The organism is Rhodosalinus halophilus (assembly GCF_003298775.1).
Taxonomy (GTDB): domain Bacteria; phylum Pseudomonadota; class Alphaproteobacteria; order Rhodobacterales; family Rhodobacteraceae; genus Rhodosalinus; species Rhodosalinus halophilus.
Window position 1 is genome coordinate 129,090 of sequence record NZ_QNTQ01000006.1, and the last position, 18,155, is coordinate 147,244.

Here is an 18,155-nt window from a genome sequence, read left to right on the forward strand (position 1 = left end):
AAATATCCCGGGGGAGTCGCCCGCCCCGTGTCGGGGCGGGCGGCGGGGGCAGCGCTCCCTCTTCGGCGTCACTGGTTGCGAACCGGGATCGGCAGATCCTCGATGGTGAGCTCGCGCACCAGCTCCGGGATCGCCCATTCCACGCCGTCCTCCACCTTGATGCGGAAGTGATACATGGACTGCAGCGCCTGGTGATCCTCTTCGCGGAAGCGCATGGTGCCCTTGGGCGTCTCCCATTCCATGCCTTCCATCGTCGCGATCAGCTCCTCCGTGTCGGTCGAGCCCGCGCGCCGGATCGCCTCGACCACGGCGATGCCGGCGGCCATGCCGCCCGCGGTGAAGAAGTCCGGCGGGCCGCCGAAGCGCTCCTGGTGGGTCTCGACGAGCCAGTCGTTCACCGGGTTGTCCGGGATCTCGTAATAATAATAGGTCGCCCCCTCCATGCCGGGGAACTGCTTGTAGGCCGACATCGCGGCGAGGATGTTGCCCCCCGTCGCGATCTCGATGCCGTAGCGCGACGGGTCCATCGCCTGGATCTTGCCCATCGGGTTGCCGCCGCCGGCCCAGACGATGAAGAGCTTCTTGTCGCCCTCGACGTCCTCCATCGCGTTGAAGATGCGCTCGGCCGCCGCGGTGAAGTCGGTCGTGTCGGTCGGCACGTATTCCTCGTGCACGATCTCGGCCTCGGTGCCCTCGAGCGCCTCCCTGAAGGCGGCGATGCCGTCGCGGCCGAAGGCGTAGTCCTGCGCCAGCGTGGCGATCTTCACGTCGGGCCCGGCCAGCGCGATGGCGTTGGACACCGCGTCCTGCGAGCTGTTGCGCCCGGTGCGGAAGATGTAGCGGTTCCAGTTCGACCCGGTGATCGAATCGGCCACCGCCGGCTCGACGAGCAGGATGCGCTCGTACTCCTGCGCGACCGGCAGCATGGCGAGCGCCACGCCCGAGCTGACGGGCCCGACGGCGATATGCGCGTCGTCGTCGCCATAGGCCTCGGCCAGCAGTGCGCGCCCGCGGGCGGGGTCGAGCTGGGTGTCCTTCTCGATGACGGTGATGGGCTCGCCGTCGATCTCCATCGTGCCGTCGGTGGCGTATTCGAGGCCCAGCATCAGCCCGTCGTGGGACTGCTTCGCGTAGGCCTCGAGCGGGCCGGTCTTGCCGTAGACATGGGCGATCCGGATCTCCGCGGACGCGGCCCCGGCCAGCGCCAGGGCGGCCGCCCCGGCGAGCAGAATGCGTTTCATCGACTCCTCCCTCGATGCGCAGTGCGCGTTGCTATGTGAATGTTGAATCATTGTTCATGTTTTTGTCAAGCCTGCAGCTTGGGAGGGGGTGGCGGCGCCGGGCGCGCGTGCGTATCAGGGCGCCCATGGCAGCCAAGGATCAGCCCGTGTTCACCCTGCTCGTCGAGGCCGGGCGCAAGCCCGGCGACGGGCTTCCCGAGGGCGCCAGCGGGGCCGCGCTGCTGTGCTACGCCGGTGGCGTGGACGAGGCGGAGGCGGTGCGCGAGACCGTGGCGGTGCTGCGGCAGGCCGGGCTTTCCGTGCTCGACGTCACCGGCTACGGCACCGCCGACGAACGGCACGCGCAGGGCCACGAGATCGATGCGCAGGAAGCCGGCCTGATGGCGCGTGCCGCCGCCGAGAACGCGGTGATCGTGGCGCAGGTGACCCCCTTTTTCGACGACGCGACCGGCGGCTGAATTTGCGCGCGCCGGAGCGTCGCGCTACGCCCCTTCGACCAGGAGTGCCGTCCATGCCCACCGATCCCGTTGCCCTGACCGCCGAACTGATCCGCTGCCCCTCCGTCACGCCGGAAGAGGGTGGTGCGCTCACCCTTCTGGCCGAACGTCTGGCGGCCGCGGGGTTCGAGTGCCATCGCGCGGACCGGGGCGGCGTCGCGAATCTCTTCGCCCGCTGGGGGGCCAGAGACGCCGCGCGCCGATTCGGGTTCAACGGCCATACCGACGTGGTTCCGGTGGGCGACGCCGGGGCCTGGAGCGTGCCGCCCTTCGGCGCCGAGCGGCGCGACGGGCAGCTCTGGGGGCGGGGCGCCACCGACATGAAATCCGGCGTCGCGGCCTTCGCGGCCGCGGCCATCGACTTCGTCACCGAGACCCCGCCCGAAGACGGTGCGGTGATCCTCGCCATCACCGGCGACGAGGAGGGGCCCGCGGTGGACGGCACGGCGGCGCTACTCGACTGGATGGCGGCGCAGGGTGAATCGATGTCGGTCTGCCTGGTGGGCGAGCCCACCAGCCGCGAGCGGCTGGGCGACACGGTGAAGATCGGGCGCCGCGGCTCGCTCTCGGCCTTCTTCACGGTGACGGGCAGGCAGGGCCATTCGGCCTATCCGCACCGGGCCCGGAACCCGTTGCCGGCGCTCGTCCGGCTGATGGACCGGCTGGCCTCGGCTCGGCTCGACGAGGGCACGGAGCATTTCGACCCGTCGACGCTGGCGGTCGTCACCATCGACACGGGCAATCCGGCGACCAACGTGATCCCGGCCCAGGGGCGCGCCACGGTCAACATCCGCTTCAACGACCGGCACACGGGCGAGAGCCTCACACGCTGGCTCGAGTCGGAGGCGGCGGAGGTCGCGGCGGCCTTCGGCGTCGAGATCGCGATCGAGGTCAAGCGCTCGGGCGAGGCTTTCCTGACCCCGCCCGGCGCGCTGTCCGAGCTCGTGACACGGGCGGTGGAGGCGGAGACGGGCGTGCGTCCGGAGCTCTCAACCTCTGGCGGCACGTCCGACGCGCGCTTCGTCAAGGATCACTGCGCGGTCGTCGAGTTCGGGCTGACCGGGCGGACAATGCACCAGGTCGACGAACACGTGCCGGAGGCGGAAGTCACCGCGCTCAAGGCGATCTACAGACGCATCCTGCGCGATTACTTCGGCTGACGCCGGCGAGGATTCTTCGATCGAAGAATCCTCGCCGGTCCCAAATGGGCGCCCGCGGATCTTCGTACGAGAATTCGCAGCCCCCGCGTCGCCCCTTTTCGCGGTGACGCCGCACGCGGCGCGTGATACGCGACAGGCATGGCTACATTGCCCACCAAGGACGACATCCTGCGCTGGGTCGAGGACAACCCGACCCTCGCCTCGAAGCGCGACATCGCCAAGGCCTTCGGGCTCAAGGGCGCCGATCGGATCGAGCTCAAGCGCCTGCTCCGGGAGCTGGAGGACGACGGCCACCTCGAGAAGCGCAAGAAGACCTACCGCGATCCCGACCGGCTGCCGCCGGTCAGCGTGCTCGAGGTCGCCGGCCCGGACGAGGCGGGCGATCTCTTCGCCCGGCCGCTGGAGTGGCACGGCGAGGGGATCGAGCCGCGCGTGCTCGTGCTGCCGCGCGCCTCGGATCCCGCGTTGGGCGCGGGCGACCGGATCCTCGCGAAGCTGACGCCGGTCAAGGGCGACGGCCACAACTACGAGGCGCGGCTGATCCGCCGCATCGGTGCCACGCCGCGCCGCGTGCTCGGCATCTTCCGCAAGCAGGCCGAAGGCGGGCGCATCCTTCCCATCGACAAGGGCGACGGCAAGGAATGGACCGTCGCGCCCGACGCCACCCACGGCGCGAAGGACGGCGAACTCGTCGAGGCGGAACATGCCGGCCCGCGGGGCCGGATGGGCCTGCCGCGGGCGCGCATCGTCGCGCGGCTGGGCGATCCGTCCGGGCCCAGGGCCGTGTCGCTGATCGCGATCCACCAGCACGGCATCCCGCACGACTTCCCCCAGGACGTGCTGGAAGAGGCCGACCGCATGAAGCCCGCGGGGCTTTCCGGCCGCGAGGACATGCGCGATCTGCCGCTGGTCACCATCGACCCGGAGGACGCGCGCGACCACGATGACGCGGTCTGGGCGCATGCCGACGACGACCCGAAGAACGAGGGGGGGCACGTTATCTGGGTCGCCATCGCTGATGTCGCCCATTACGTCCGCCCGGGCAGCGCGCTCGACCGCGAGGCGCGCCGGCGCGGCAACTCCAGCTACTTCCCCGACCGCGTCGTGCCGATGCTGCCCGACCGGCTGTCGGGCGACCTTTGTTCGCTGCACGAAGGCGTGCCGCGCGCGGTGATCGCGGTGCGCATGCAGATCGACGGCCATGGCCGAAAGATCGGCCACCGCTTCGTGCGGGGGTTGATGCGCTCGGCGGCGTCGCTGACCTATCAACAGGCGCAGGCGGCCGAGGACGGCAGGCCCGACGACCGGACCGGCCCGCTGCTGGAGGAGGTGATCCACCCCCTTTTCGCGGCCTACCACGCGCTCCGGCGCGCGCGGTCGGAGCGCCAGCCGCTCGACCTCGACCTTCCCGAACGGCGGGTCGAGCTTTCCGAAGAGGGCAAGGTGCTTTCGGTGAACTTCCGCGACCGGCTCGACGCGCACAAGCTGATCGAGGAATTCATGGTGCTGGCCAATGTGGCCGCCGCCGAGACCCTGATCGCGAAGAAGTCGCCGCTGCTCTTCCGCGTCCACGAGGAGCCGGACCCGCTGAAGCTCGACGCGCTGCGCGAGACGGCGCAGGCGGCGGGCTTCACGCTCGCCAAGGGGCAGGTGCTCAAGACCGAGCATCTCAACCGCCTGCTGGATCAGGCCGCCGGCACCGACGAGGCGGAGCTGATCAACATGGCGACGCTGCGGTCGATGACGCAGGCCTATTATTCGCCGGCGAATTTCGGGCATTTCGGCCTCGCGCTGCAATCCTACGCGCATTTCACCTCGCCCATCCGGCGCTATGCCGACCTCGTGGTGCACCGGGCGCTGATCTCGGCGCATGGCTGGGGCGAGGACGGCCTGTCGCGCGAGGAGATCGAACAGCTCGAGCACACGGCGACCCATATCTCCGAGACCGAGCGCCGTTCGATGGCCGCCGAGCGGGACACGACCGACCGCTATCTCGCCGCTTATCTGTCCGAGCGCGTCGGCTCGGAGTTCACCGGCCGGATCAGCGGCGTGGCGCGCTTCGGCGCTTTCGTGAAGCTGGACGAGACGGGGGCCGACGGGCTCGTGCCGATGCGCAATCTCGGGCGGGAATACTTCATCTACGACCGCGCCTCGGACTCGCTCATGGGCGCGGACACGGGGACGGTCATCAAGCCGGGGCAACGCGTCACCGTCCGACTCGAGGAAGCCGCGCCGGTGACGGGGGGACTCGCGCTCGAACTGCTGGAACTCGAGGACGCCGCCCTGCCCGATGCGCGGCCGCAGCGGGGCAAGCGCAAGGGGCGTCCGGCCGGCCGCAAGCCCGCACAGGCCAAGCGCAAGGCCGCCGCCGTTCAGGACAAGGCCGAGCGCCGCCGGAAGGGCGCCAAATCCGCGCGCAAGGTCGAGCGCAAGCGGCGGTAGGGCGCCGCCCCGGCACCGCGGGCCGATCGCCGCTTCCGTGACGGCGGCGAACGCGGTAGATTGCGGAAAAACCCGTCCACGGGATCGAGCAGGTCGAGATCATGACGACAGCTTCTTGCCGGAGTCGCCTTGCAGTCTTCGCGTTCGTTGCGGGGCTGGTCGCGCAGGCCGTGCCCGCCGCCGCCGTCGAGCGTTCGCTGCGCCCGGAGCTTCGCCCAGACGGGCTGAGCAACCGGCCCGTGCCGGCGGTCGCGCGTCAGGCGGTCTATATCCTGCCGGGCCGCTCGCTGAGACCCGAAGCGCGGCCCGACACGCTGGTGCCGGCCTTCGCCACGGCCGAGGAAGAAGACGAGGCCGCGATGTCCGCCACCGACCGGCAGCGCGCCTTCGAGGCCTGGCTCGCGGATTTCGCCGACCGCGCCAGGGCGCAGGGGATCGCGGCGCGCGTGCTCGACTCGGCGCTGAGCGGGGTGCGCTACGATGCCGCGATCATCGACCGCGACCGCAACCAGTCGGAATTTACGCGGACGCTCTGGGACTACCTGGACAGCGCCGTCTCGGAGACGCGGGTCGCGAACGGCCGCGCCGCGCTCGCCGAGCATGGTCCGCTGCTCGAGCGGATCGAGGCGCGCTACGGCGTCGAAAAAGAGATCGTCACGGCGATCTGGGGCCTCGAGTCGGCCTATGGGGCCTTCCGGGGCGAGACCGACGTGATCGAGGCGCTCGCGACGCTCGCCTTCGACGGCCGGCGCGGAGCGTTCTTCGAACAGCAGCTTCTCGCCGCGCTGCGCATCCTGCAGTCGGGCGACACGACACCCGACCGCATGAAGGGAAGCTGGGCCGGCGCGATGGGCCACACGCAGTTCATGCCGACCTCCTATCTGGAGCATGCGCAGGACTTCACCGGCGACGGCAAGCGCGACATCTGGGGTGCCGATCCCGCCGACGCGCTCGCTTCCGCCGCGAGCTATCTGGCCAACCACGGCTGGATCAGCGGCCAGCCGTGGGGCGTCGAGGTGCAGTTGCCCGAGGACTTCGACTATCGCCTCGCCGACCGCGAGATCACCAGGATGCCCTCCGACTGGGCACGCATGGGCGTGGTGGACATGAACGGCCGCCCCGTGCCGGATCACGGGGCGGCGTCGGTGCTCTTGCCCGCAGGCGCGCGCGGTGCTGCGTTTCTCGTCTTCGAGAACTTCGGGGTGATCGAGCGCTACAACACCGCCGATGCCTATGTCATCGCCGTGGGCCATCTGGCCGACCGGATCGCGGGCGGGCCGCCCATCCGCGCGGACTGGCCGCGCGGCGACCGCGCGCTGACCTACGCCGAGCGCAAGGAGATGCAGCGCAGGCTGACCGCGGCGGGCTTCGACACGCGCGGCATCGACGGCAGGATCGGCCCGCTCACCATCGCCGCCGTGCGCGCCTGGCAGGAAGCCCAGGGGCTGACCCCGGACGGCTACGCCTCGCTCGCGGTTCTGGAACGCCTGCGCTGATCTGCGCCCGAAGCGGGCCTGAGAGGCCGTTGCCAAGTTCTGGCGGCGGCGCGACGCTGGGATCGGCGCAGGCCTTCGGTGCGCCGGAAGCGGCCGCCGCGACGTGACCGGGAAACCACCGGCGGCCCGCCTTGCCAAGCCCGCGGACGCGTGCGACCGTTTCCGCATCGGCAGACGGGGCGCGCGATGGACGGTCGGAGCGAGACGGCGGAGCGGACGGGCGCGGGCCTGCCGCAGACCTGGACGGCCCGCAACGCAGGCATGCCGCTCGACCTCGACTGGGTGCGTAGCGTGCAGGCCAACCGCTCGGCCATCGAGCGGCGCTGCGCCACCCTGCCGGGGCGGCGCAGCGTGAAGAAGGCGCATCAGGCGGCCTGGCTCTGCAAGGCGATCAGCCTGATCGACCTGACCACGCTTTCGGGCGACGACACGGAGGGCCGGGTCGCGCGGCTCTGCGCGAAGGCTCGGCGTCCCGTCCGCGCCGACCTGCTCGAGGCGCTGGGCATGGAGGGCCTCACCGTCGGCGCGGTCTGCGTCTATCACGAGATGGTAGCCCCTGCCGTCGCCGCGCTGAAGGGCTCGGGCCTCCCGGTCGCCGCGGTTTCCACCGGCTTTCCGGCGGGGCTCTCGCCCTTCCGCCTGCGCGTGGCCGAGATCGGCGAGAGCGTGGCGGCGGGCGCACAGGAGATCGACATCGTGATCTCGCGCAGGCACGTGCTGACCGGCGACTGGGAGGCGCTCTACGACGAGATGGCCCAGTTCCGCGCAGCCTGCGGTGCGGCGCACGTCAAGGCGATCCTGGCGACGGGGGAACTGGGCTCGCTCCGCAACGTCGCGCGCGCCTCGCTGGTCTGCATGATGGCGGGGGCGGATTTCATCAAGACCTCCACCGGCAAGGAGAGCGTCAACGCCACGCTGCCCGTCGGGCTCACCATGATGCGCGCGATCCGCGACTACCACGCGCGCACGGGCGCGAAGGTGGGCTTCAAGCCGGCGGGCGGCATCTCGACGGCGAAGGATGCGCTCACCTGGCTCGCGCTCGTCAAGGAGGAGCTGGGCCGCGACTGGCTCGACCCCGCGCTTTTCCGCTTCGGGGCCTCCTCGCTTCTGGGGGACATCGAGCGGCAGCTTGAGCACCATGTGACGGGCGCCTATTCGGCCGGGTGGCGGCACGCCCTGGCGTGAGCGCGCGCTGCGGCGTCGCATGGGTATTTGGGGACCATTGAAAGATGCAGCTGCGCGAGATCTTCGAGACCATGGAGTGGGGTCCGGCGCCGGAGAGTGCGGGCGAGGCGCTGGACTGGATCGCGGGCCATGGCGGGCGCTTCGGGCATTTCGTCGGCGGGCGGTTCGCCGAGCCTGGGGAAACCTTCGAGACGAAGAACCCCGCCACCGGCGAGGTGCTGGCGGAGGTGACTCAGGCCAGCGCTGCCGAGGTGCACGCGGCGGTGGCGGCGGCGCGGGCCGCGCAGCCCGGCTGGGCGGCGCTGTCGGGCCATGGCCGCGCGCGGCATCTCTATGCGCTGGCGCGCGGCGTGCAGCGGCAGGCGCGGCTCTTCGCGGTGCTGGAGAGCCTCGACACCGGCAAGCCGATCCGCGAGAGCCGCGACATCGACGTGCCGCTCGTGGCGCGGCATTTCTCCTATCACGCCGGGATGGCGCAGCTGATGGCCTCCGAAATGCCCGGGCGCGTCGCCCTGGGCGTCTGCGGGCAGATCGTGCCCTGGAACTTCCCGCTGCTGATGCTCGCCTGGAAGATCGCGCCGGCGCTGGCGGCGGGCAACACGGTGGTGCTGAAGCCCGCGGAATGGACGCCGCTGACCGCGCTGCGCTTCGCCGAGCTTTGCCGGCAGGTGGGGCTGCCCGAGGGCGTGGTGAACATCGTCACCGGCGACGGGGCCGTGGGCGAGGCGATCGTGACCCATGCGGGGGTGGACAAGATCGCCTTCACAGGCTCGACCGAGGTGGGGCGGCTCATCCGCCGGGCGACCGCGGGCACCGGCAAGGCGCTGACGCTCGAGCTGGGCGGGAAATCGCCCTACATCGTCTTTGACGACGCCGATCTCGACTCGGCGGTCGAGGGGCTGGTGGACGCGATCTGGTTCAACGCGGGACAGGTGTGCTGCGCGGGCTCGCGGCTCCTGGTGCAGGAGGGGGTGGCGGAGCTTTTCCACGCGAAGCTGCGCGCGCGGATGGACCGCCTGCGCGTCGGCGATCCGCTCGACAAGGCGGTGGACGTGGGTGCCGTGGTGGACCCGGAACATCGCGCGCGGGTGGCCAGGATGGTTGCGGCCGAGCAGGAGGGCGAGGTCTGGCACGCCGCCTGCGCGATCCCCGAGGCGGGGGCCTATTACCCGCCCACGCTGATCACCGGGCTTTCGCCGGCCTCGCCGCTGGTCCAGGAGGAGATCTTCGGGCCCGTTCTGGTCTCGGGCACCTTCCGCACGCCCGAGGAGGCGGTGCAGCTGGCCAACGACACGCGCTACGGGCTCGCCGCCTCGGTCTGGTCCGAGAACCTGAACCTCGCGCTCGGCGTCGCGCCGCGGCTGGAGGCCGGGGTGATCTGGGTCAACGGGACCAACATGTTCGACGCCGCCGCGGGATTCGGGGGCCTGCGCGAAAGCGGCTTCGGCCGCGAAGGCGGCTGGGAGGGGATGCTGGCCTACACGCGGCCCTCGGGCGAGGCGGCCCCTCTGGCACACGTGGCGCCGATGACGGGCGAAGGGAGTGAGCAGGGCCTCGACCGGACCGCGAAGCTCTACATCGGCGGCAGGCAGGCGCGGCCGGATGGCGGCTATGCGCGCGATGTCTTCGGCGCCGACGGGCGGCTGCTGGCGCAGGTGCCGGTGGCGAACCGCAAGGACGTGCGCAACGCGGTGGAGGCGGCGCGCAAGGCAGGCCTCTGGGCGCAGGCCACGGCCTACAACCGCGCGCAGGTGATCTACTACATGGCCGAGAACCTCTCGGCGCGCGCCGCCGAGTTCGCGGACCGACTCGACGCGATGACCGGCAGTGGCGAGGGTGCGGCCGAGGTGGAGGCTTCCGTCGCGCGGCTGTTCCACTGGGCGGCCTGGGCCGACAAGTGGGAGGGGCGGATCAAGCCCGTGCCGTTGAGGGGCACGGCGCTGGCGATGCGCGCACCGGTGGGGGTGATCGGCGTGCTCTGCCCGGACGAGTCGCCGCTGCTGGGGCTGGTCACCTGCCTGGGGGCGGCGATGGCGATGGGCAACCGGGTGGTGGCCGTGGCCTCCGAGCCCTATCCGCTGGCCGCCACCGATTTCTACCAGGTGCTCGAGACCTCGGACGTGCCGGCGGGCGTGGCGAACGTGCTGACCGGCGCGCATGCGGAGCTGGCGCCGGTGCTGGCGGCGCATATGGACGTGGAGGCGGTCTGGTCCTTTTCGTCCTCGGATGTCTCGGGCGCCATCGAGCGCGAGAGCGCGGGGAACCTGAAGCGGACCTGGGTGAACCACGGGCGTGCGCGGGACTGGGCCGGGGCCGAGGGCGAGAGCGTGGCGTTCCTGGAGGCCGCGACGGAGGTGAAGACGGTCTGGGTGCCCTGGGGCGAGTGAGCGGCGCGTGCCCGGGCCGGCGGCAAGGGGGGCTGTCTGCCCCCCTCGGCGGCTCCCGCCGCCTCACCCCCCGAGGATATTTCGCTCCAAGAAAAAGGACCAGGATCGGGCGCACGGCCAGGCAGCCGCGCTGCACAGGCTCAGGGCCAGAGGTCGGTGGAGAGATACTTGAGCCCGCTGTCGCAGATGATGACGGCGACGGTTCCGCCTGCCTCGGGGCCGGCGAGGAGGTCGAGCGCGGCGGCGACGTTGGCGCCGGCGGAGAAGCCGGCGAAGATACCCGCTTCGCGGGCGAGGGCGCGGGCGGTGGCGCGGGCCTCGTCGCCGGTGACGGTGAGGTAGCCGTCGACCGGCGCACCCTCGAGCAGCGGCAGGCCGCGCATCGCGTAGCCGCCGCCCTGGATGGGGTGGCCGGGGCGGGTCACGTCGCCGCCGGAGAGGGCCGCGGCGCCCTCCGGCTCGACGAGGTAGCCGCGCAGGGCGGGGGCGCGCGCCTTCAGCGCACGGATGGTGCCGGCGTAGGTGCCGCCCGAGCCCGCGAAATCGGCGAAGGCGGTGAGCGCGCCACCGGAGTCCTCCCAGAGCTCCGGGCCGGTGGTGCGTTCGTGCGCCAGCGCGTTGCCCGGGTGGCGGAACTGGTCGGCGCGGAAGGCGTGGCGTTCTGCCGTGATCCGCCGGGCTGCCTCCTCGACCAGGGCGAGATCGGCGCCCGAGACTTCGCCGGGCAATGACCCTTCCGCCTGATCCACCAGCACGACCTCGGCGCCGAGCGCGCGCATCATCCGCGCGCGCTCTTCCGAGTTGCCGCGGCTCATCACCGCGACGAAGGGGTGTCCGCGCTGCGCGCAGAGAATGGCGAGGCCTGTGCCCATGTTGCCGGAGGTCAGCTCCACGACGGTCTGTCCGGGCGCGAGCTCGCCGCGCCCGGCCGCGAGGTCGAGGATGCCCTTCGCCGCGCGGTCCTTCTTCGAGAAGCCGGGGTTCAGGTAATCGAGCTTGGTGAGGATGCGGCCCGAAAGCCCGCGTGCCGCGACCAGGCGGTCGAGCCAGACCGACGGCGTGCGCCCGATCGCGCCGACGATGCTGTCGTGTGCGGTCATGCCGGCCCCTCCCGTGGGCGAGGCTAGGCCGGCGGGGTGGGCAGGGCAAGCCGGCGGGCGTGGACCTTCGCGCCGCGCCGGCCTACTCTCCGCCGCGCCCGTGACGAATGGAGGATGCATGCCGCTTTGTTTCGCGCCCGCCGACGCCCAGGCGCTGCCGCTCACGCTGCTGGAGAAGGAGGCGCTCGGCGCCTGGCTGGAGGGGCCGGGCGCCGCGCATCGCGCCTGGGTCGAGGCCGCGGGCTTCAGGGCCGGGCTGGGCGAGGTTCTGCCGCTGCCCGGCGAGGGCGGCCTCGCCGGCGCGCTCGGGGGCTATGGCGACGCGGCCGCACGCGCGCGCGAGCGCTTTCCGCTCGCTGCGGTCGCGCAGGCGCTGCCGCCGGGCGACTGGCGCATCGCGGAGGGGCTGCCCGAGGACGCCGCCGAGCGCGAGGCGCTGGGCTGGCTGCTCTCGGGCTACGCCTTCAGCCGCTACCGCAAGGCGTCCGAGCGGCCCGAGCGGCGGCTCGTCGCGCCGCCGGGCGTGGACCCCGATCGCGTCGAGATGCTGGCAGAGGCCGAGGCGCTGACCCGCGATCTGGTGAACACGCCGGCCGCGGACCTCGGTCCCGGGGCGCTCGAGGCGGCCGCGGCGGCGCTCGCCGTGCGCTTCGGCGCCTCGATCGAGGTGACGCGCGGCGAGGATCTGCTGGCGGAGAACCTGCCGCTCGTTCACGCGGTCGGGCGCGCGGCGGCCGAGGCGCCGCGGCTGATCGACATTCGCCACGGCGACGTCGGCCCGCGGCTTACGCTGGTTGGCAAGGGCGTGTGCTTCGATACCGGCGGGCTCGACCTCAAGCCCGCGCAGGCGATGGGGCTGATGAAGAAGGACATGGGCGGCGCGGCCAACGTGCTGGGCCTTGCCCAGATCATCATGGCCGAGGACTGGCCGGTGCGGCTGCGGGTGCTGATCCCGGCCGTCGAGAACGCGGTCTCGGCCGGGGCCTTCCGCCCGGGCGACATCCTGGCCTCGCGCAAGGGGCTCACGGTCGAGGTCAACAACACGGATGCCGAGGGGCGGCTGGTGCTCGCCGACGCGCTGGCGCTCGCCTGCGAGGAGGGGCCGGAGATGCTGGTGAGCATGGCGACGCTGACCGGCGCGGCGCGGGTCGCGGTGGGACCCGACATCGCGCCCTTCTTCACCGACGACGGTGCGCTCGCGCAGGCGCTCTCGGAGGCGGGGGGGCGCTGGGCCGATCCGGTCTGGCGGCTGCCCTTCCATGCGCCTTACGAGGCGATGATCGAGCCGGGGATCGCGGATCTGGACAACGCCCCGCAGGGCGGATTCGCCGGGGCGATCACCGCCGCGCTCTTCCTTCGCCGCTTCGCGGAAGGGGCGGGCGCCTATGCCCATTTCGATATCTATTCCTGGCAGCCGCAAGCCGCGCCTGGGCGGGCCAAGGGCGGGCTGATGCAGGGCGTGCGCGCCCTGCGGGGCGCGCTGCCCGGTTCGCTCGGGCTGTGACGGACCGTCGGCTCACGCCGGCCAACGGGCGCGTGGCGGCGGCGCATCTGAAGGGCCGCCTCGCGGCCGAGCGCTTCGTCGAGGGCGAGGCGGCGGGGGTCGCCGCGCCTCTAGCGGATCTGCTGGCCGCGCCGGAGGGCGCGCGCGACCGGCAGCTCCTGCTGGGCGAGGCGGTGACGGTCTACGAGCGCTGCGGCGGCTGGGCCTTCGTCCAGGCGGCGAAGGACGGCTACGTGGGCTATCTCCTGGAGAAGGCATTGGGGCCTCCGGTCGCGGCCACGCACCGCGTCGCGGCGCGCGCGACGCATGTCTATCCGGCGCCGGACATGAAGCGCCGCGAGCGCATGGCGCTCAGCCTCGGCGCGCGGCTCGCCGTGACGGGCACGGACGGACGCTTCTCCGAGACGCCGCTGGGCTTCGTGCCGCGCGCGCATCTCGCCCCGGCGGAGCTGTCGGAGAACGATCCCGTGTCGGTGGCCGAGCGGTTCATGGGCACGCCGTATCTCTGGGGCGGGAACTCCGCCTTCGGGATCGACTGCTCGGGGCTGGTGCAGGCGGCGCTCCTGGCCTGCGGGATCGCCTGTCCCGGCGACACGGACATGCAGGAAAGCCTCGGCACCGCAGCGCAGGGGCCGCCGCGGCGGGGCGACCTGCTGTTCTGGAAGGGCCATGTGGCGCTGGTGCGCGACGCCGAGACGCTGGTTCACGCCAATGCGCATCACATGGCGGTGACGATCGAAGGCATCGCCGAGGCGATCGACCGCATCGCCGCGCAGGGCGAGGGGCCGGTGACCGCGCACCGGCGCCTCTGAGCGGGGCGCGAGGCGCTTGAAAGCGCCTTGCAAGCGGTTTGCAAACCGCTTGGCGCCGGGCAGCGCCATCGGTGCGCCCCGGGTCAGGCGGATCAGGCGGCGCAGAGGCCCGCGTCGAGCGCGGCGAGGATGGTGTCCACCTCGGCCTCGGTGATCGTCAGAGGCGGCGACATGAGGATGTTGTGCGCCCCCAGCCGCACCATCGCGCCGGCCTCGTAAGTCGCCTGATGGATGCGCTTCATGGTGGCGGCGTCCATCGGCGTCTTCGCGGCCTTGTCCGAGACGATCTCCACCCCCGTCATCAGCCCGTGCCCCCCGCGCACGTCGCCGATGACATCGTGCCTCTCGGCGAGGCGCAGGACACCATCGTAGAGCTGCTTGCCACGCGCCGCCGCGTTTGCCTTGGTGTCGAGCCGGAGCGTCTCCTCGAGGCAGGCGACGACCGCCGCCGCGCCCACGGGATGGGCCGAGTAGGTGTAGCCGTGAAAGATCGACCCGTCGTCGCCGGCGGTCTCGAAGACTTCGGCCACCTTCTCGTTCACCAGCGCGGCGCCCACCGGGAAATAGCCCGAGGTGATGCCCTTGGCGGTGCTCATCATGTCGGGCTGCACGCCCCAGTGCCGCGCGCCCGACCAGTCGCCGGTGCGGCCGAAGCCGGTAATGACCTCGTCGGAGATCATCAGGATGCCGTGCCGGTCGCAGATCTCGCGCATGAGCGGCATGAAGGTCTCGTGCGGGACGATCACGCCGCCCGCGCCCTGGATGGGCTCCATGATGAAGGCGGCGATGGTGCGCGGATCCTGAAAGGCGATCTCGTCCTCCATCGCGGCCGCGATCCGCTGCGCCAGCCGCTCCGGGTCGCTCTCGTCGAAGGGATTGCGGTAGGTGTAGGGGCTGGGCAGATGATAGCAGCCCGGCAGCATCGGCTCGTAAGCCGTGCGGAAGCGCGCATTGCCGTTCACGCTGGCGCCGCCCCAGTGGGTTCCGTGATAGCCCTTCTTCAGCGACAGGAACTTGATCCGCCCCGGCTCGCCCCTGAGCTTGTGATACTGCCGCGCCAGCCGCAGGCAGGTGTCCACCGAATCGGAGCCGCCCGAGGTGAAGAACACCCGCGCCATGCCGTCCTTGGCGAAGAACGCGCGCACCGCCCAGCTGGCTTCGATCGCGGGCGGATTCGAGGTGCCGGCGAAGGCGGAATAGTAGGGCAGCTCGTAGAGCTGACGCGCGATCGCCTCCTTCACCGCGTCGTTGGAATAGCCGAGATTGACGCACCAGAGCCCGCCCACGGCGTCCACCGCCGAATGCCCGTCGATGTCGGTGATACGGCTGCCCTCCGCCTTGCGGATGATCTTCGGGCCGTCGATCCGCGCCGCGCCCGGATGCCCCATCGGGTGCCACAGATGGCGGGCGTTGTTCTCCTTGAGAAAGTTGTCGTCCTTCATGGCCGCGCTCCGATGCCGGGGAATTTGATCAAATCCTATCAGTCCCGCGCGCGGCGTCCAGCGCCGCTCTTTCACGGGTCCGCAAATGCCCGGGCGGGGCCTCATGCCCGCGCCAGACCCTTGGACAGCGCGCCCGGCAGGGCTTACATGTGGCTGTCATGGCGAAGAAGGACGACACCGCGAGCAGGAACTACAAGGTCGTGGCGGAGAACCGCCGCGCACGCTACGACTATGCCATCGAGGACGACATCGAATGCGGGATCGTCCTGCAGGGCTCGGAGGTAAAGTCGCTCCGCCAGGGCGGCGCCAACATCGCCGAGAGCTACGCGGCGGTCGAAAACGGCGAGCTCTGGCTCGTGAACAGCTACGTCGCTCCCTACGAGCAGGCGAAGACCTGGGGCCATGACGAACGGCGCCGCCGCAAGCTGCTGGTCAACAAGCGCGAACTCGCGCGGCTCTGGAACGAGACCCAGCGCAAGGGCATGACGCTGGTGCCGCTGGTGCTCTACTTCAACCACAAGGGCATCGCGAAGCTGAAGATCGGCATCGCCAGGGGCAAGAGGAAGGCCGACAAGCGCGAGACCGAGGCCAAGCGCGACTGGCAGCGCCAGAAGCAGAGGCTCCTGAAGGAACTGGGCTGAGCGGCTGCCGGGCGGACGCGGCTGCGCCGCGACATCTTCACTGGGGCCGCCTTGCGGCGGCCGTGCGTTCCGCGCGGGGGTATTTCCGGCAAGAGGAAGGACCGGTATGGACGCGGTGCGGGCCGAAGCCGCCCCGGTGCGCCCTTGCCGCGCTTGCCGTGCTGTCGTAGGCAGATGCGACGGCCCCGGCAGAGGGAGGCGGAGGGTGAAGGACGATCCGAAGGTGCTGGTCTCGACCGACTGGCTCGCCGCGCATCTCGACAACCCTGACCTGCGGGTGATCGACGGCTCGTGGTATCTTCCGTCCATGGGCCGCGACGCGCGCGCCGAATACGAGGCTGCCCATATCCCGGGTGCGCGGTATTTCGACATCGACGAGATTTCGGATGCGCGATCGGAGCTGCCGCACATGGCGCCCCCGGTCGAGAAGTTCATGAGCCGGCTGCGCGCGATGGGCGTGGGCGACGGCCACCAGGTGGTGGTCTACGACGGGGCGGGGATCCTGTCCGCGCCGCGCGTGTGGTGGACCTTCAAGCTCATGGGAAAGGAGGATGTCGCCGTGCTGGACGGCGGCTTTCCGAAGTGGCAGGCCGAGGGGCGCCCCGTGGAGGACATGGAGCCCGTCGTGCGCGACCGGCACATGACCGCGCGCCGGCAGAACCACCTGGTCAAGGACGTCACGCAGGTCTCGGCCGCCGCCAAGCTGGGCGATCACGAGATCGTGGACGCGCGCTCGGCCGAACGGTTTCGGGGCGAGGCGCCGGAGCCGCGCGACGGGCTGCGCGCGGGGCATATCCCCGGCTCGCGGAACCTGCCCTACGGCGCGCTGTTGAACGCGGACGGCACAATGAAGGACGAGGCGGGGCTGCGCGCGGCCTTCGCCGAAGCGGGGGTCGATCTTTCCAAGCCCGCGATCACCACCTGCGGCTCGGGCGTGACCGCGGCCATCGTCAACCTCGCGCTGGCACGTCTGGGCAAGGCCGATCACGCGCTTTACGACGGCTCCTGGGCCGAATGGGGCCGCTTTCCGACACTTCCCGTCGCCACCGGAGACGCCTGATGTTCGAGACGCTGCGCACGCAACCGCCCGACAAGATCATCGAGCTGATGAAGCTCTACGCCGATGACCCGCGCGAGGGGAAGATCGACCTGGGGGTTGGCGTCTACAAGAACCCCGACGGCGTGACCCCGGTGATGCGGGCGATCAAGACCGCCGAGAAGCGGCTGTGGGAGGATCAGACGACGAAGGCCTATGTCGGGCTGATCGGCGATCCGGCCTTCAACGACGCCATGGTGGCGCTGGTCATGGGAGATGCGATCGAGCGTGCGCAGGTGGCCTCGGCCGCGACGCCGGGCGGCACCGGCGCGGTGCGGCAGGCCTTCGAACTGGCGCGGATGGCCAACCCGGATCTGCGCGTCTTCGTCTCGGATCCGACCTGGCCCAACCATCTGTCGATCCTCAAGCACCTGAAGATCGAGACGGTGCCCTACCGCTATTTCGACAATGCCACCGGCACGGTCGACGTGCCCGGCATGCTGGCGGATCTCGAGCAGGCGAAGCCGGGCGACATCGTTCTGCTGCATGGCTGCTGTCACAACCCGACCGGCGCCAACCCCGGCGCGGGCCACTGGCGCGAGATCGTGGCGGTGCTGAAGCAGAGCGGCGCGACGCCGATGATCGACCTCGCCTATCAGGGCTTCGGCGACGGGCTCGAGGCCGATGCGGCGCCGACGCGGCTGGTGGCGACCTCGCTGCCCGAGACGCTGATCGCGGTGAGCTGCTCGAAGAACTTCGGCGTCTACCGTGAGCGCACCGGCGCGCTGATGGCGGTGGCGCAGGATACGGACCGTGTGGCCGCGCTGCAGGACAATCTCGCCTATCTCAACCGGCAGAACTATTCCTTTCCGCCCGATCATGGCGCGCGCGCGGTGACGATGGTGCTGACCGATCCCGAGCTGCGCGCGGACTGGGAGGCCGAGCTCGAGGACATGCGCACCGGCATGCTGCGCCTGCGCGAGCAGCTGGCCGCGGAGCTTCGGGCGCGCTCGGGCTCGGACCGCTTCGGCTTCATCGCCGAGCACCGCGGCATGTTCTCGCGTCTGGGCGCCACGCCGGATCAGGTGCAGCGTCTGCGCGACGATCACGGCGTCTACATGGTGGGCGACAGCCGCATGAACATCGCGGGGCTCAACGAAAAGACCGTGCCGCTTCTGGCCGAGGCGATCGTGAAGGCGGGCGTGTGAGCGG

Annotated in this window: 14 protein-coding genes; 11 read left to right on the forward strand and 3 right to left on the reverse strand. The window is 71.2% G+C overall.

The annotated features are described in order from the left end of the window. Positions 1-68: 68 nt before the first annotated feature. A complete protein-coding gene (locus DRV85_RS07195; protein ID WP_113288776.1) occupies positions 69-1,241 on the reverse strand; it encodes a substrate-binding domain-containing protein in 1,173 nt (390 codons plus the stop codon). Positions 1,242-1,366: 125 nt separating this feature from the next. Here DRV85_RS07195 and DRV85_RS07200 point away from each other — a divergent pair, with 125 nt between their 5' ends. From DRV85_RS07200 to DRV85_RS07225, 6 genes are all read left to right on the forward strand, one after another. Next, positions 1,367-1,699 carry a hypothetical protein gene (locus DRV85_RS07200; protein WP_113288777.1) on the forward strand — a complete coding sequence of 111 codons (333 nt, stop codon included), beginning with the start codon at positions 1,367-1,369 and terminating at the stop codon, positions 1,697-1,699. A 53-nt stretch (positions 1,700-1,752) separates the two neighbouring features. Continuing rightward, entirely contained in the window at positions 1,753-2,898 is a 1,146-nt protein-coding gene (dapE, locus tag DRV85_RS07205) for a succinyl-diaminopimelate desuccinylase (RefSeq protein WP_113288778.1), read from the forward strand. 138 nt (positions 2,899-3,036) lie between these two features. Further along, the gene (gene rnr / locus DRV85_RS07210) at positions 3,037-5,340 is read left to right on the forward strand and encodes a ribonuclease R (RefSeq protein ID WP_113288779.1); all 2,304 of its coding nucleotides are present in this window, start codon (positions 3,037-3,039) and stop codon (positions 5,338-5,340) included. 101 nt (positions 5,341-5,441) lie between these two features. Continuing rightward, complete coding sequence (locus tag DRV85_RS07215; RefSeq protein ID WP_113288780.1) at positions 5,442-6,836, forward strand: lytic murein transglycosylase; 1,395 nt, start codon at positions 5,442-5,444, stop codon at positions 6,834-6,836. Positions 6,837-7,022: 186 nt separating this feature from the next. Then, a complete protein-coding gene (gene deoC / locus DRV85_RS07220; protein ID WP_113288781.1) occupies positions 7,023-8,021 on the forward strand; it encodes a deoxyribose-phosphate aldolase in 999 nt (332 codons plus the stop codon). A 44-nt stretch (positions 8,022-8,065) separates the two neighbouring features. Beyond that, positions 8,066-10,408: an aldehyde dehydrogenase family protein gene (locus DRV85_RS07225; protein WP_113288782.1), complete on the forward strand. Its 2,343-nt coding sequence runs from the start codon at positions 8,066-8,068 to the stop codon at positions 10,406-10,408. Between the two features lie 140 nt (positions 10,409-10,548). Here DRV85_RS07225 and DRV85_RS07230 read toward each other — a convergent pair whose 3' ends face one another. Next, positions 10,549-11,508, reverse strand: coding sequence for a PLP-dependent cysteine synthase family protein (locus tag DRV85_RS07230; protein WP_113288783.1), 960 nt, complete (start codon positions 11,506-11,508; stop codon positions 10,549-10,551). Between the two features lie 118 nt (positions 11,509-11,626). Between DRV85_RS07230 and DRV85_RS07235 the strand changes: the two genes are divergently transcribed. After that, positions 11,627-13,012 carry a leucyl aminopeptidase family protein gene (locus tag DRV85_RS07235; RefSeq protein WP_113288784.1) on the forward strand — a complete coding sequence of 462 codons (1,386 nt, stop codon included), beginning with the start codon at positions 11,627-11,629 and terminating at the stop codon, positions 13,010-13,012. Continuing rightward, entirely contained in the window at positions 13,009-13,824 is an 816-nt protein-coding gene (locus DRV85_RS07240) for a C40 family peptidase (protein WP_113288785.1), read from the forward strand. Before DRV85_RS07235 ends, DRV85_RS07240 begins: the two co-directional genes overlap by 4 nt. 92 nt (positions 13,825-13,916) lie before the next feature. Here DRV85_RS07240 and DRV85_RS07245 read toward each other — a convergent pair whose 3' ends face one another. Continuing rightward, the gene (locus DRV85_RS07245; RefSeq protein WP_113288786.1) at positions 13,917-15,266 is read right to left on the reverse strand and encodes an aminotransferase class III-fold pyridoxal phosphate-dependent enzyme; all 1,350 of its coding nucleotides are present in this window, start codon (positions 15,264-15,266) and stop codon (positions 13,917-13,919) included. A gap of 158 nt (positions 15,267-15,424) precedes the next feature. Between DRV85_RS07245 and smpB the strand changes: the two genes are divergently transcribed. The 3 genes from smpB (at position 15,425) to DRV85_RS07260 (ending at position 18,151) form a co-directional block, all read left to right on the forward strand. Then, a complete protein-coding gene (gene smpB, locus DRV85_RS07250) occupies positions 15,425-15,907 on the forward strand; it encodes an SsrA-binding protein SmpB (RefSeq protein ID WP_113288787.1) in 483 nt (160 codons plus the stop codon). A 205-nt stretch (positions 15,908-16,112) separates the two neighbouring features. Next, complete coding sequence (gene sseA, locus DRV85_RS07255) at positions 16,113-16,967, forward strand: 3-mercaptopyruvate sulfurtransferase (RefSeq protein ID WP_113288788.1); 855 nt, start codon at positions 16,113-16,115, stop codon at positions 16,965-16,967. After that, a complete protein-coding gene (locus DRV85_RS07260; RefSeq protein WP_113288789.1) occupies positions 16,967-18,151 on the forward strand; it encodes an amino acid aminotransferase in 1,185 nt (394 codons plus the stop codon). Before sseA ends, DRV85_RS07260 begins: the two co-directional genes overlap by 1 nt. Positions 18,152-18,155 lie beyond the last annotated feature (4 nt).